The organism is Pseudoduganella sp. R-31, from assembly GCF_049913235.1.
GTDB lineage: Bacteria > Pseudomonadota > Gammaproteobacteria > Burkholderiales > Burkholderiaceae_D > Rugamonas.
This window is the reverse complement of record NZ_CP183986.1, coordinates 5,468,532-5,482,267: the sequence shown is the minus strand read 5'-3', so window position 1 is coordinate 5,482,267 and position 13,736 is coordinate 5,468,532. Positions and strand designations below refer to the sequence as shown.

Sequence of the window (13,736 nt, the reverse complement as noted above, 5' to 3'; positions counted from 1 at the left end):
TCGTGAAACTTGTTCAAAAAGCTACTTCGACCAGTCCGCCCAGGCGGGCAATCCCGCTGATTTGCTGGCCATTGCCGGTGCGAACTGCCACTACCTGCCCCTCGGCCGCCGAACCGGCCGCCTTGCCTTCGGCCGAAACCGAGAAGCCGTTGCCGCGGGTGACCAGCTTGACCAGCTGGCCCTGCAGGATCACCGGCTTCGCCTTCACCATGTCCACCCGGACCGGGGTGCCGGCCGAAATCGACATGCTGCTGGACTTGCCGACCAGTTGCGCCTTGTCGGTGGCAATGCCGGGCGGCAGGGCGGTCAATTCGCCTTGCATCATCGCCAACTGTCCATCCTCGATGGACTGGCCCTGCACCAGCGGCACGGCTGCGGCCACGTAACTGCCCAACACGGATACCTGAGACTGAATATATACCGTCCACGGCGAAGGCGCCGCACAACGCACGCCCACGGTGGTCTTGCCCCAGGCGCGCGCGCCTGGCATCAGGAAGGCTTCCGGCGCAGGGCAGGGCGCCAGGTTCAGGCGCGGGTCCACCGCACCGATGTTGACGGTGACCTTGCCGGGCAGGCCGGCGGTCTGTACTTGCAGGAATTGCTCGGCGACCTGGCGCAGGGCCGTCGGCTCCATGCGGGCCGGGGCGGCCTGGACCACGCTGGCGGCCAACAAGCTTGCAATGATGAGGATTTGTTTCATGCTGCCCATCTTAGCCCTCGCGCGACAGCCGCAAGCCGCGAATAGGGGCAAAAACCCCGCCTTTCTCTTCCGATCAAGCAAGCACATTGCTCCGTATCATCGAACCTGTCATCAAGCGGAGAAGTGCCATGTTAGGCAAACTCGACAACTACCTGCTGTTCAACGAAACCGCCCTCAGCCTGCGCGAGAAGCGCCAGGCCGTGCTGGCGTCGAACATCGCCAATGCCGACACGCCAAACTACAAGGCGCGCGACATCGACTTTTCCGCCAACCTGCAGGAAGCCATGCAGCGGGCGGCCACGCCGCAGCCGCTGAATACGACTGCCAACAAGCATTTCCCGCGCCCGCCGCAAGACGGCAGCACCCTGCCGGACGGCACGCCGCTGCTGTATCGCCACCCGGCGCAGGGCGCGGTGGACGGCAATACCGTCGACATGGATGTCGAACGTAACAACTTTGCCGACAATGCCTTGCGCTACGAAGCCGGCGTGACCTTTATTAATTCGCAGATCAAAGGCCTGCTGGCCGCGATCCAGGGAGGCCAGTAATGTCCTTGTTCAGCATCTTCAATGTTTCCGGTTCGGCCATGAGCGCCCAGGCGCAGCGCCTGAACGTGGTGGCCTCCAACCTGGCCAACGCCGACAGCGCCACCTCGGCCAGCGGCGAAGCCTACCGCGCCAAGCAGGTCGTGTTCGAAGCCACCCCGACCGCCAATGGCGCCGCCACCAGCGTGAAGGTCAGCCAGGTGGTGGAAGACCCGTCGCCGCTCAAGCAAGTCTACGACCCCAAGCATCCGCTGGCGGACGAGAAGGGCTATGTGACGATGCCAAACGTGAACGTGGTCGACGAGATGGTCAATATGCTGTCGGCCTCGCGCTCCTACCAGACCAATGTGGAAACCATGAATGCAGCCAAGACCATGCTGCTAAAAACCCTGACGATCGGACAGTAACCATGGCCATCACCAACACCCCCGTCACTGGCGGCGGCGCGCCGTCGCAAGCCCTGCTCAACGCAGTCAACACGCGCGGCACTACCGGCTCGGACAAAAGCGTCTCGGCCGACCAGGACAAATTCATGACGCTGCTGATCACGCAGCTGAAGAACCAGGATCCGCTGAATCCACTGGACAACGCCCAAGTGACCAGCCAGCTGGCGCAACTGCAGACCGTCACCGGCATCAACAAGCTGAACGAGACGATCGAATCATTGAAGAAAGATTACGCCAATTCGGCTTCGCTGCAGGCGACCAACCTGATCAACCACGGCGTGCTCGCGGCCGGCAAGAACCTGCAACTGGTGTCGGGCAAGGGCCTGTTCGGTGTCGAGCTGAAGAACGCCGTCGACTCGCTGCAGATCGACATCAAGAATGCCGCCGGCAAGGTGGTGCACACGCAGACCCTGCAGGCGGTCGATGCCGGCGTGCTGCCACTAGGCTGGGACGGCAAGCTGGAAGACGGCACCACCGCCGCGGACGGCATGTACACCGTCAGCGTCAGCGGCACCCTGGGCGGCAAGGCGGCCGAAGGCGTGCAGGCGCTGACCTTCGGCACCGTGGCCAGCGTGTCCACCGGCGCCGGCGGCACCAAGCTCAATGTTCCAGCCATCGGTCAACTGACCATGGACGATATCAAGCAAGTTTTGTAAGCCCAACCTGATAGGGGAAATACCATGTTTCAACAAGGTCTCAGCGGCCTGAACGCCGCAGGCAAGTCGCTCGACGTGATCGGCAACAATATCGCCAACGCGAGCACGGTGGGCTTCAAAAGTTCGCAGGCGCAGTTTGCCGACCTGTATGCCAACTCGCTGAACGGCGTGGCGGGCAACAACCCGGGTATCGGCGTGAGCATTTCGCGCATCGCGCAACAATTCACGCAGGGCAATATCGAGACCACCAACAACCCGCTGGACGTTTCCATCAACGGCGGCGGCTTCTTCCGCACCGTGGCGCCCAGCGGCGAAGTGCAGTATTCGCGCAACGGCCAGTTCCTGCTCGATAAGAACGGCATCATCACCAACGCCCAGGGCAACGCCATCACCGGCTACCTGGCCAACCAGCAAGGTGTGATCCTGGCAGGCGCGCCGGTGCCGATCAAGATCGATACGGCCGACCTGACCCCGGTCGAGACCACCGAAGCGAACTTCAAGATCAACCTGTCGTCCACCTCGCCGGTACCGACCAAGGTGCCGTTCGACGCCACCGATCCGCTGACCTACACCAAGCAGACCGTGATGGATGTGTTCGACAGCCTGGGCAATGCCCACACCATGTCGGTGTTCTACGTGAACAAGGGCAGCGGCGTATGGGATGTGTACGCCGGTAGCGATGGCGTGCAGGTCGACTCCAAGGCGATCGCGCAAGCCGTGCTGACCGACCCGGCTTCGCTGGCGGCGCGCGCCGCCTACAACACCGCGGCGGCGGCGGGCAATGCCGCCGGCATGCTGGCGGCCCAGCAAGCGTATTCCGCTGCTGCCGGTGCGGCCATGACCGCTGCCGCGACGGCAGCGGGCGCTACGCCGGCCCAACTGGCGAGGCTGGCGGCGGTGTACACGCCGCCGACCGACGTTGGCGCCGTCCCGGGCAATACGCCCGACATCATTGACCAGAAACTGGCGGCGGCAATTACGGTCCCAGCGGTCAAGGCCGGCACCCTGGCTTTCGACACCAACGGCCAGTTGAGCGCAGCGCGCATGGCGCTGCTGACGCCGCCTCAGACCTTGCCGTTCTCGATCGACCTGCCGATTTTCCCGGACAACGGCGCCGACCTGACGATGACGATTACCACCAACTTCGTCGGCACCACGCAGTACGGCTCGCCGACCAGCGAGAAGGAATCGACGCAGAACGGCTACTCCTCGGGCAGCCTGCAGCGCTTCTCGACCGATGCCAGCGGCACCATCATCGGCCAGTACAGCAACGGCAAGTCGCGGCCGCTGGCGCAATTCGTGCTGGCCAACTTCGCCAGCCCGGACGGCCTGATCCCGCTCGGTAACAACGTGTGGGCGGAAAGCTCGGCCTCCGGTGCACCGCAGGTCGGCACGCCGGGCGAGGGCAACCTGGGCCAGTTGCGCTCCTCCTCGGTCGAATCGTCCAACGTGGACCTGACCAAGGAACTGGTCGACATGATCACCGCGCAGCGCGTCTACCAGGCCAATGCGCAGACCATCAAGACCCAGGACTCGGTGCTGCAAACCCTGGTCAACCTGCGTTAATCGGATAAAGCGAGCAAGCGATGGACCGCCTTGTCTACACCGCCGCCACCGGCGCGCGCCATATCCTGGAGCAGCAGGCCACCACGTCGAACAACCTGGCCAACGCCACCACGACCGGCTTCCGCGCCCAGCTCGATTCCTTCCGTGCCGTGCCGGTGGTGGCGGAAGGTTTGCCGACCCGTACCTTCGTGGTCGACAACACGGTCGGCTCGGATTTCCGCGCCGGCGCGATGCAGACCACGGGGCGGGCGCTGGACGTGGCCCTGCGCGGCGACGGCTTCATTGCCGTGCAATCGACCGACGGCTCCGAAGCCTATACCCGCAACGGCAGCCTGAAGGTCAGTGAAAACGGCATGCTGCAAACGGCGGCCGGGCTCACGCTGGTGGGCGAAAACGGCCCGATCGCCATTCCGCCCGACGCCCAGGTGGCCATTGCCGCCGACGGCACCGTGTCGGCCATCGACACCACCCAGACCCAGCCCGGCCCATCGAATGTGCTGGGCCGCATCAAGCTGGTCAATCCGGACGTCAAAGGCCTGGTGCGCGGCGACGACGGCCTGTTCCGCCAGCAAAGCGGCCTGCCGGCCGATCCCGACCAGAACGTGCGCCTGGCCGACGGCACGCTGGAGGGCAGCAACGTCAACCCGATCGACGCCATGGTCAATATGATCACCCTGGCACGTTCTTTCGAAACGCAAATGAGTTTGCTGAAAAACGCGGAAAACAATGCTGCCAAGGCCACGCAAATCTTGGCGTTGAATTAATATTGCATTAATGTTGTTGCTTTGAGGCAACGAATCACGCCTGCGCCATTGCGCACTGCGCCGGGATTCCCCATCATGGGACCTTTCATCTCAGCAGTACAAGGTTATGGCTCGTCCCGAGGAACGTTACGCCACTGTGGTCCTGCCGTTTGTGCTGGCCGTGGCAGCGCTCACCCTGGTGGCCGTGTTCAGCCTGTCGATTGCCGCCACGCTGCGCGCCTACGTCGGCGGCGAAAGTCATTGGTCCAAAGGGCAGAAGGCCGCCATCGCCTCGCTGCAGCGCTATCTCGTTACCGCTGACGAACAGGATTACGCCCAATTCCAGTCCGAACTGGCCGTGCCGCTATCGGACATGCGCGCGCGGCGCGAGATGGACCAGGAACAGATGGACTGGGAAGTGGTGCGCGAAGGCTTCCTGGGCGGCCGTAATGCCGAAGAAGACGTGCGCGGCATGGTCTGGCTGTACCGTAATTTCAAGGATATCTACCTGATGGCGCGCGCCATCACCTACTGGGAACATAGCGACGAGCACCTGTTGCGCCTGCGTGAACTGGGCGAGCGCGTGCACGGGATGCCGCCGGCTGCACGCCGAGCACCGGTGGTGCTGCTGGAAATCCAGGAAATCGACCGCCGTCTGACTCCGCTTGCCATCGGCTTTGCCGCCGCCATCAACGATGCCGCGCGCCAGGTCTCGACGGCCTTGCTGGCCGTGCTGTTGCTGGCAGCGGCCGTGCTGGCCTGGAGCGGCAACAGCTACCTGCGCCGTTCCTTTGCCCGCCGCGAACGCCTGCTGCAGCAACTGCGCCAAAGCGAGGCGGAAGCCTTCGCCGAGAAAGAGCTGGTGCAGGTGACCCTGGGTTCGATTGCCGACGCCGTCATCACGACCGACCGCGAGCAACGCGTCAGCTACAGCAACCGCAATGCCGAACAGATGCTGGGCATGCCAGGCGCCGACATGCTCGGCCGCCCGCTGGATCAAGTGTGCCGGCTGGAAGGCGAGGGCGGAGCGCTGCACCTGCTGGCGGCCGACGGCACGCTGCTGCCAGTCGACCGCTCGGTGGCGCCGATCCACGCGCCGGACGGCGCTGCCATCGGCCAGGTCATCGTGCTGCACGACGCCAGCGAAGCGCGCCGGCACGCCGCGCAATTGAGCTACCAGGCCACGCACGACGAGCTGACCGACATCCTTAACCGGCGCGAATTCGAACGGCGCCTGCGCGAACTGCTGGCGGCTTTACGGCAGGGCAGCGGCGGCGAGCATGCCGTACTATACCTCGACCTGGACCGCTTCAAGATCATCAACGACACCAGCGGCCACGCAGCCGGCGACGAATTGATCAAGCAAGTCAGCCAGCTCCTGCAAGCCACGCTGCGCGAACGCGATATCGTCGGCCGCCTGGGCGGCGACGAATTCGGCATCATGCTGACCCAGTGCAGCCACGAGGACGCCTTGCGCGTCGCGGAAAAAGTGCGCAAGGCCGTGGTCGACCTGCATTTCGCCTGGGGCGTGCGCAGCTACCGCATTGGCGTCAGCATCGGCCTGGTGCTGCTCGATAGCCGCAGCAGCAGCCTGAAGGAAGTGATGAAAGCAGCCGATGCCGCCTGCTACATGGCGAAAGAAAAAGGCCGCAACCGCATCCACCTGTACAGCGACGACGATGCCGAACTGTCCGTGCGCCAGACTGAGATGGAAGCCGTGTCGCGCATCCGCGCCGCGCTGGAAAACGACCGCTTCTGCCTGCACCTGCAGACGATCGCCCCGCTGCGCGGCGGCCGCGCCCATGCCGAAGTACTGGTGCGCATGCTGGACGAGCAGGGCGGCCTGGTGCCGCCAATGGCCTTCATCCCGGCCGCGGAACGTTACGACCTGATGCCGCTGCTTGATCGCTGGGTCATCCGCCACGCCTTCGAAGCGCTGGCGCAGCAAGCTGCCGGTACGAGCTGGGCCATCAACCTGTCCGGCGCCTCGGTGTGCGACGAGGGTTTGCTGGAATTCGTGCTGGAGCAGCAGCGCAGGACCGGCGTGGCGCTGGAGGACGTGTGCTTTGAAATCACGGAAACGGTGGCGGTGGCCAACCTGGCGCAGGCGGCAACGCTGATCCAGGACCTGCAGGCACAGGGCGCCCGCTTCGCGCTCGACGACTTTGGCGCCGGCATGTCCTCCTTCGCCTACCTGAAACACCTGCCTGTCGATTACGTAAAGATCGATGGCAGCTTCATTAAAGGCATCCTGCACAGCCCAACCGAGCGTGCCATGGTCGAATCGATCAACCAGATCGCGCACGTGATGGGCAAGCAGACCATTGCCGAATTCGTCGAGGACGACGCAGTGCTGGCCTGCCTGCGCGCGATGGGTGTCGATTTTGCCCAGGGATATGGTGTAGGGCGGCCCGAGCCCCTGCAGGCAGCCCGGCAGGCGGACAAGGAAGCTGCGCTCTGACCCTGGCGCTTACATCAGCTGTATGCCCCACCAATATTGCATGACCTTCGCCATCTCCTGCGACATCGCGTAAAGCTGCAGTTTCCCGCTCTCGTTTCTCGTAAAAACAAGCGCAGGGAATTTTCCGCGCACCAGGCTTCCGTGTGCGGGCAACGCCGCTTGCGAGAACGCCTGGAGTGCGCCGCGGTCGGCCGGATCGAGATCCACATACCAAAGCTCCACCGTATTTCCGTCTTCAGTGAAGCTGCCGCCGTATCCCACCGGGCACGATTTCCCCTTGATCTTCTCAAACATGGATCCCAGCGGCGACACCACGCCCCTGGGCGATGGCTGGATGAAGTCGGCCAGCAACGCCTCGCCTTTTGCCCCAGCCGCGATGGTTCCCGCAAATGCAGTACGCAAGGTGTTGAGTGCGGCAGTTTGGCCAATAAGCGAAGGCTCGACTGCACTCACGTCATCAATAGCCTTCCGCAGGCGTGCCTGGAAGTCGGCAAACTCCGCCAGGGCTTTCGGCCGGTCGAAATTCGGCTGGACAAAGTCGGACGAGGTACAAATTGCCTGCCGCAGGTCACGCGGCAGCTCCGCCCCCGGCCGCCATTGTGCTGCCGTGGCATTCAGGCGAGCGAGTCGTTCGGGCGCAAGCTCCCGTTCCAGCTTGTCCAATGCCTCCGCGTCGCGTTCATTTCCGGCCAAGCGCTGCTGCGAGACTTTCAGCAGGAGGCCCGCCAGTTCCGGGTCATAGGGCAAGCCCTTGTTCTGCAGGCTCAATTCGGCCAGGATACTGGCAGCGATGGGATTTCCTCTGTCGGCCATTGGCCAGAGCTGCTCGGCAGCCTTCAAATACCATTGCTTGCTGCTGGCGGCGTTGCGTTTGACGCCTTCCAGGCCGCGCCGGTATGTGTTTGCCAGTTGAAGCTGGGCCTGTATGTGCCCGGATTCCGCAGATTTTTCAAGAAGGGCAAGTGCCTGCTGCTGCGAGGGAGCCGATATGGAAGGCAAAGCGCGGGCGGCTCCTTCATTCCGTTTGATGTTTGCCTCCCATGCTGCCACCTGCTTTGCGCTTGGCGTCGAACCGGAACTGTTTTGCTTGTGGGCCGCTACCAGCTGCTTCTGCGCACCGATGTGGCCACCATCGGCTGCAAGGATATAGAGCTTCTGCGCGCGCTCGTCATCCCGTTCGAGGTCGCCGCCATACTCGTGTGCCCGCGCCGCCATGAACTGCCTGGCTGGCGCGGGCAAGTCAGCTGCCTGTTGGTACTCAAGCAGGGCGCTGATATAGCGATTCTCCTGATCGGTGAGCGCGAAGCCTGCTTGTGCCAAGGAAGCCAGTGGCAGCGAGTAAAGCAGCGCCGTGGTAAAGAAGATCGCAGAAGTCTTTGTCATTTCAAGAATCGAAAGTTGGTCGGCTTTTGGGGTTGAGTTGCTTGCCTATTCGTCGTCGTCCATCGGTCGTTCGGGGAAGATTTGAAGGGCGTATTCGCTTGTATCAAAAGCCTTGTCGAACTCTTCGCGAGTCTTCCATTTTTCCTGGCCGTCTGGCGTTCCGAACACCAGGTCAGCCATCGTCAGCGGAGTCCTCTTTAAAGGGTTGCGCACGGATCGATTCCAGCTCAAGGCAACCAGGGTTGGCCGGCCATTCGCATCTATCTCGTAGACACGGTGGTACACCTGGTGGGCAATCAGGAGCGGAGCACTCGTCTTCAACAGCCTGTCGTCGAAATCCGGATTGGGCCCAGGGCGCGGCTGGCGCCAGTCGTTGACCGTGATGATGCGTTTGATCTTGCCCTTCGCATCGAGTTGCTCATGCCGCAGGACGTATCCCTCCAGAATGTAAAAGCGGTGCCGGGAAATGTGCTCGTTCGCCTTGAACAGCTCGTATAAACGGATGTGCCCATCCAGGCGTGTCATGCGGCGCCGTTCGTATTTGTAAAGCTCGTCCGGATTCTCGAGCAGGGAAATGCGAACCGGCGGCTTCAGGAAAGTATAGTTGGACCCGTTCCACCGACCGAATACGTCGACGACCATATTGGCCGCGTTATTGTCCAGCTTTCCGTAAGTTGAGCCGAATATCTCATACACGCCGCGCCGCGAGTCGACAAATGCATTTCCCCACACCGAATCGGGAGTCGGATCGATTTGAAATGGCGACCATTCTTCCCGCCAGCGCGCAGTGGACTTGGGGAGATGCCAGCGCGAACGTAACTGGACTTCCTTCCCATCGACTGTTGCGTACCTGAACTCGCGCCATTCATCGCGCAGGGACGGCTCGCCTGTCGGACACTTCTTCGTATGTTCCGGATTCACCCACAGGATCACGCGGTCGCTGTCATCGTAGCGGTTGCAATGTTGTGCAGTTGTGTCGACCGGAAGGTCTTTTGACAAATCGGCCTGGATAATCTGTTCGATCCGGCCTTTGCTGTCGTAGGAATAGGTGGTGCTGTACGCAAGCGTCAAGTCCTGGTCCAGCAGGCTGCGGGATAGGGCATTCCCTTTGGAATGCCGTGCTATCTGCTCAAACATCCCTTGCCCCTGTCCCAGATGCTGGCGCGGCAACCATACATCAACCCTGCAGACACGCAGCGAGCGGTCTTTGGGACTGGCCTCGAAGTACCACAGCTTTACCGTGCCGGCCTCGCCTGGTAAACGCTGTTGATCCTGTTTCGTTATGCCCGCAGGCGGTGGCGGCGGATACGGTGCGCGAGTCCGCCCGTAAGGGGATTCGCCGAATGCCATGAGGCCCTCCGGCGTTTCGCCCGTGTAGACGCCGATGTCATGTGATGGCGGAACCATTGGGTTGGCCTGGAAACATGCGGCAGCGCAGTTTCCACACGCGGCAAGGAGGGCGAACACGAACGCGACAAGGCGTTTTCCGGCAGATGGGACTTCTTGGTCGTGCGGCATACAGCAATAATTATCAAATCGCAAACAATAGCAGAGCTGAACAATTCGCGCCACACGCGTGAATAGGCGGGGGAAAACCAGCCAGATCGAAGCTTTGAGTTGATCCTTGCCACGGGATAATGCCTGTATAGAAAAACCGCTTGGTTTTACCGTTTAAGGGGCAGCAAATGATTCGATCACTGTGGATTGCCAAGACCGGCATGGAAGCGCAGCAGACCCAGATGGACGTGGTGTCCAACAACCTGGCGAATGTGAGCACTAACGGCTTCAAGAAGTCGCGCGCGGTCTTCGAAGACCTGCTGTACCAGAACATCCGCCAGCCGGGCGCCGCGTCCTCGCAGCAGACCCAGCTTCCGTCGGGGATGCAGCTCGGCACCGGCGTGCGCCCGGTATCCATTGAGCGCATCCATACCCAGGGCAACCCGCAGTCGACCGGCAACGACAAGGACCTGATGGTCAACGGCAACGGCTTCTTCCCGGTGCTGCTGCCGGACGGTACCACCGCCTATACCCGCGACGGTTCCTTCCAGCGCGATAACAACGGCCAGATGGTGACTTCCAGCGGCTTCGTGCTGCAGCCGGCGATTACGATCCCGATCAATGCCACCAGCATAACGGTCGGCCGCGACGGCATCGTCTCGGTCACCCTGCCGGGCCAGGCTGCCCCGCAGCAGATCGGCGCCATCCAGCTGGCGACCTTCATCAACCCGACCGGCCTGGAATCGAAGGGCGAGAACCTGTACGTGGAAACCGGTTCGTCCGGTGCTGCGACCCAGAACCAGCCCGGTACCAACGGCACGGGCGTGATCCTGCAGGGCTATGTGGAAACCTCGAACGTCAACGTGGTCGAGGAAATGGTGAACATGATCCAGACCCAGCGCGCTTACGAAATCAATTCGAAGGCGATTACCACCTCCGACCAGATGCTGCAGCGCCTGTCGCAGCTGTAATCGAACGAGCCCGCCATGCGATTCCGTCTTGCCGCCACCATCATCGCCGCCGCGCTGCTGTCTGCCTGCGCCGGTGCGCCAACCTCGATCGTCAACGGCCCGACCAGCGCCCGTCCGCTGCCGCCGCCGTATCCGCCGGCGGCGCAGAACAATGGTGCGATCTACCAGGCCAGCACTTTCCGCCCGGCCTTTGAGGACCGCCGCGCACGCCACGTGGGCGACGTGATCAATGTCGTCATTACGGAGAGCACGTCTGCCGTCAAGAACGGCGCCAGCGCGGGCAGCAAGTCCGGCAGCGTCAACTTCGGCATTCCGGGCGTGCTGCAAAACCGCTTCGGCACCAACGTCGCCACCAGTGCCGACAACAAGTTTGCCGATGCCGACAGCCAGTCGCTGAGCAACAGCTTCCGCGGCACCATTGGCGCCACCGTGGTGGAAGTGCTGTCCAACGGTAACCTGATCATTGCCGGCGAAAAGCAGGTCGGCATGAACAAGGCGACCGAATACATCCGCATTTCCGGCATGGTGAATCCGGATTCGATCAACGGCAATTCGGTGGCGTCGACCTCGATCGCCGACGCCCGCGTCGAATACCGCACCAAGAGCAATATCGATGGCGCCGAAGTGCAGTCGATGCTGTCGCGCTTCTTCCTCAGCCTGCTGCCTTTCTGATCATGAAGACTTTTCAGCTCCTCACTCTTTGCGCCGCCTTGCTGCTGGCGCCGGCCGTGCAGGCTGAACGCCTGAAAGACCTGGCCAGCGTGGCCGGCGTGCGGCAGAACCAGTTGATGGGTTATGGCCTGGTGGTCGGCCTCGACGGTTCCGGCGACCAGACCACGCAAACCCCGTTCACCGTGCAATCGGTGGCTTCCATGCTGCAGTCGATGGGGGTGGCGCTGCCGCCCGGCACCACGCTGCAATTGAAGAACGTGGCGGCAGTCATGGTCACCACCAACCTGCCGGCGTTCGCGCAACCGGGCCAGCAGATCGATGTCACCGTGTCGTCGATGGGTAACGCCAAGTCGCTGCGCGGCGGCACGCTGCTGATGACGCCATTGAAAGGCGCTGATGGCCAGGTGTACGGCATGGCGCAAGGCAATGTGCTGGTCGGTGGCGTGGGTGCGCAGGCGCCGGGCGGCGGCGCTGCTGTCGTCGTCAACCACCTGTCGGTCGGCCGCATTTCCGGCGGCGCCACGGTGGAACGCGCGGTGCCCACCACGCTGGGCGACAGCAACCAGATTCGCCTCGAACTGAACAATACCGACTTTGCCACGGCTAGCCGCGTGGTCAACGCCATCAACGACAAATACGGCGCCGGCGTGGCCTATGCGCAGGACGGCCGTACCATTCGCGTCACCGCGCCTTCGTCGAGCGATGCGCGGGTGGCCTTTATCGGCGAACTGGAAAGCATGGACGTGCGCCCGGCGCGCCAGGCCGCCAAGGTCATCATGAACGCCCGCACCGGCTCGGTGGTGATGAACCAGGAGGTCACGCTTGAGACGTGCGCCATTTCGCACGGCAACCTGTCAGTATCGGTCAGTGCCGACACCCAGGTCAGCCAGCCGAATCCACTCAGCGGTGGCCAGACCGTGGTATCCCAGCAGGGTAGCGTCGACATCAAGAAGGACTCCGGCAAGGTCATCATGCTGAAGGGCGGTGCGTCGCTGGCCGACGTGGTGAAAGCCCTCAACGCCATCGGCGCCTCCCCGCAAGACTTGCTGGCCATCCTGCAGGCGATGAAGGCAGCGGGATCGCTGCGCGCCGAGCTGGAAATCATTTGAGGATGCCGCCATGATCCCCCGCACAGCCTCCGCTGCCACCGACCTGAGCGCCAATCTTGCCATCGACACCAAGGGCATGTCCGAGCTGCGCCAGTCGGCGCGTGCCGGTTCGCCCGAGGCGCTGAAAACCGCGGCCACCCAGTTCGAAGCGATGTTCGTCAACATGATGATGAAGAGCATGCGCGATGCTACGCCGCAAGACGGTTTGATGGACAACCAGCAAACCAAGATGTTCACCACCATGCTCGACCAGCAGACCAGCCAGGACATCGCCAAGAAAGGCCTGGGCCTGGCCGACGTGCTGGTGCGCCAGCTGTCGAAAACCTCGCCGCCGGTGGATGGCGTGCCGACCGATCCGGCCATGACACGCGCCCTGATGGAGCAGGCCAGGCTGCAGCGCTCAATCGAAGCCAGCGGCGGGGCGGCGGCGATGTCCAAGGCGGCGACCAGCACGGCAGCGGCCAGCGACAAGCCGGCCCACGTGCGCAGCTTCCAGGACAAACTGGCCAGCCACGCGGAAGAAGCCAGCCGCGCTTCCGGCATCCCGGCCAAGTTCATGCTCGGCCAGGCCGCCCTGGAAACCGGCTGGGGCCGGCGCGAAATCAAGGGCCGCGACGGCAGCAACAGCCACAACCTGTTTGGCATCAAGGCCGGCCCGGACTGGAAGGGGCGTGTTGTCGAAACGGCTACAACTGAGTATGTCAACGGCAAGCCGCAGACCCGCGTCGAGAAATTCCGCGCCTACGACAGCTATGCGGACAGCTTCAAGGATTACGCCCGCCTGCTGAGCAGCAATCCGCGCTATGAAAAAGCGCTGGCGGCAGCCAACGGCACCGATGCCGCCGGGTTTGCCAAGGGCTTGCAGCGCGCCGGCTACGCCACCGATCCCAACTATGCCAGCAAGCTGGCCGGCATTATCAAGCGCACTCTTGCCTGACGAACATCAAGTTTTGTCGGGATGTGCCGTAAACTGAATATCTAGCGAAG

13 protein-coding genes are annotated in these 13,736 nt (G+C 62.7%); 10 read left to right on the top strand and 3 right to left on the bottom strand.

The window, feature by feature from the left end:
• Nucleotides 1-13: 13 nt before the first annotated feature.
• Nucleotides 14-700: a flagellar basal body P-ring formation chaperone FlgA gene (gene flgA / locus ACN9MY_RS24940; RefSeq protein WP_426163800.1), complete on the bottom strand. Its 687-nt coding sequence runs from the start codon at nt 698-700 to the stop codon at nt 14-16.
• Nucleotides 701-828: 128 nt separating this feature from the next.
• Here flgA and flgB point away from each other — a divergent pair, with 128 nt between their 5' ends.
• The 6 genes from flgB to ACN9MY_RS24910 all read left to right on the top strand — a co-directional run bounded on the left by flgB (nt 829) and on the right by ACN9MY_RS24910 (nt 7,117).
• Nucleotides 829-1,248, top strand: coding sequence for a flagellar basal body rod protein FlgB (flgB, locus tag ACN9MY_RS24935; RefSeq protein ID WP_426163798.1), 420 nt, complete (start codon nt 829-831; stop codon nt 1,246-1,248).
• Nucleotides 1,248-1,652 (top strand): flagellar basal body rod protein FlgC, encoded by a 405-nt coding sequence (gene flgC / locus ACN9MY_RS24930; protein ID WP_426163796.1) that lies wholly within the window; start codon nt 1,248-1,250, stop codon nt 1,650-1,652. The genes flgB and flgC overlap by 1 nt, the downstream gene beginning before the upstream one ends.
• Before the next feature lie 2 nt (nt 1,653-1,654).
• Nucleotides 1,655-2,347, top strand: a complete 693-nt coding sequence (locus tag ACN9MY_RS24925; protein WP_426163794.1) for a flagellar hook assembly protein FlgD — start codon at nt 1,655-1,657, stop codon at nt 2,345-2,347.
• Between the two features lie 24 nt (nt 2,348-2,371).
• Complete coding sequence (locus ACN9MY_RS24920; RefSeq protein ID WP_426163792.1) at nt 2,372-3,913, top strand: flagellar hook protein FlgE; 1,542 nt, start codon at nt 2,372-2,374, stop codon at nt 3,911-3,913.
• A 20-nt stretch (nt 3,914-3,933) separates the two neighbouring features.
• Nucleotides 3,934-4,677, top strand: a complete 744-nt coding sequence (flgF, locus tag ACN9MY_RS24915; protein ID WP_426163790.1) for a flagellar basal-body rod protein FlgF — start codon at nt 3,934-3,936, stop codon at nt 4,675-4,677.
• Nucleotides 4,678-4,783: 106 nt separating this feature from the next.
• On the top strand, nt 4,784-7,117 hold the full coding sequence (locus ACN9MY_RS24910) for an EAL domain-containing protein (RefSeq protein ID WP_426163787.1): 2,334 nt from the start codon (nt 4,784-4,786) through the stop codon (nt 7,115-7,117).
• 9 nt (nt 7,118-7,126) lie between these two features.
• On the opposite strand, the gene ACN9MY_RS24905 is transcribed toward ACN9MY_RS24910, so the two are convergent.
• Both ACN9MY_RS24905 and ACN9MY_RS24900 read right to left on the bottom strand, forming a co-directional pair.
• On the bottom strand, nt 7,127-8,500 hold the full coding sequence (locus tag ACN9MY_RS24905; protein WP_426336283.1) for a tetratricopeptide repeat protein: 1,374 nt from the start codon (nt 8,498-8,500) through the stop codon (nt 7,127-7,129).
• A 45-nt stretch (nt 8,501-8,545) separates the two neighbouring features.
• Nucleotides 8,546-9,850, bottom strand: a complete 1,305-nt coding sequence (locus ACN9MY_RS24900) for a hypothetical protein (RefSeq protein WP_426336282.1) — start codon at nt 9,848-9,850, stop codon at nt 8,546-8,548.
• Between the two features lie 335 nt (nt 9,851-10,185).
• Between ACN9MY_RS24900 and flgG the strand changes: the two genes are divergently transcribed.
• From flgG to flgJ, 4 genes are read left to right on the top strand one after another with little or no spacing between them, the layout of a single operon-like run.
• Nucleotides 10,186-10,968 (top strand): flagellar basal-body rod protein FlgG, encoded by a 783-nt coding sequence (gene flgG / locus ACN9MY_RS24895; protein WP_426163781.1) that lies wholly within the window; start codon nt 10,186-10,188, stop codon nt 10,966-10,968.
• Nucleotides 10,969-10,983: 15 nt separating this feature from the next.
• On the top strand, nt 10,984-11,640 hold the full coding sequence (locus ACN9MY_RS24890) for a flagellar basal body L-ring protein FlgH (RefSeq protein ID WP_426318973.1): 657 nt from the start codon (nt 10,984-10,986) through the stop codon (nt 11,638-11,640).
• A 2-nt stretch (nt 11,641-11,642) separates the two neighbouring features.
• Nucleotides 11,643-12,749 carry a flagellar basal body P-ring protein FlgI gene (locus tag ACN9MY_RS24885; RefSeq protein ID WP_426163777.1) on the top strand — a complete coding sequence of 369 codons (1,107 nt, stop codon included), beginning with the start codon at nt 11,643-11,645 and terminating at the stop codon, nt 12,747-12,749.
• A gap of 10 nt (nt 12,750-12,759) precedes the next feature.
• A complete protein-coding gene (gene flgJ / locus ACN9MY_RS24880) occupies nt 12,760-13,686 on the top strand; it encodes a flagellar assembly peptidoglycan hydrolase FlgJ (RefSeq protein ID WP_426318972.1) in 927 nt (308 codons plus the stop codon).
• Nucleotides 13,687-13,736: the final 50 nt, after the last annotated feature.

Bases quoted from the DNA above. Each gene is read 5' to 3' on its own strand.
- ACN9MY_RS24920 (WP_426163792.1), top strand. From the start codon at position 2,372: ATGTTTCAACAAGGTCTCAGCGGCCTGAACGCCGCAGGCAAGTCGCTC.
- flgA (WP_426163800.1), bottom strand. From the start codon at position 700: ATGAAACAAATCCTCATCATTGCAAGCTTGTTGGCCGCCAGCGTGGTC.
- ACN9MY_RS24925 (WP_426163794.1), top strand. From the start codon at position 1,655: ATGGCCATCACCAACACCCCCGTCACTGGCGGCGGCGCGCCGTCGCAA.
- ACN9MY_RS24885 (WP_426163777.1), top strand. From the start codon at position 11,643: ATGAAGACTTTTCAGCTCCTCACTCTTTGCGCCGCCTTGCTGCTGGCG.
- ACN9MY_RS24890 (WP_426318973.1), top strand. From the start codon at position 10,984: ATGCGATTCCGTCTTGCCGCCACCATCATCGCCGCCGCGCTGCTGTCT.
- ACN9MY_RS24900 (WP_426336282.1), bottom strand. From the start codon at position 9,850: ATGGCATTCGGCGAATCCCCTTACGGGCGGACTCGCGCACCGTATCCG.
- flgC (WP_426163796.1), top strand. From the start codon at position 1,248: ATGTCCTTGTTCAGCATCTTCAATGTTTCCGGTTCGGCCATGAGCGCC.
- flgB (WP_426163798.1), top strand. From the start codon at position 829: ATGTTAGGCAAACTCGACAACTACCTGCTGTTCAACGAAACCGCCCTC.
- flgJ (WP_426318972.1), top strand. From the start codon at position 12,760: ATGATCCCCCGCACAGCCTCCGCTGCCACCGACCTGAGCGCCAATCTT.
- ACN9MY_RS24910 (WP_426163787.1), top strand. From the start codon at position 4,784: ATGGCTCGTCCCGAGGAACGTTACGCCACTGTGGTCCTGCCGTTTGTG.
- flgG (WP_426163781.1), top strand. From the start codon at position 10,186: ATGATTCGATCACTGTGGATTGCCAAGACCGGCATGGAAGCGCAGCAG.
- flgF (WP_426163790.1), top strand. From the start codon at position 3,934: ATGGACCGCCTTGTCTACACCGCCGCCACCGGCGCGCGCCATATCCTG.
- ACN9MY_RS24905 (WP_426336283.1), bottom strand. From the start codon at position 8,500: ATGACAAAGACTTCTGCGATCTTCTTTACCACGGCGCTGCTTTACTCG.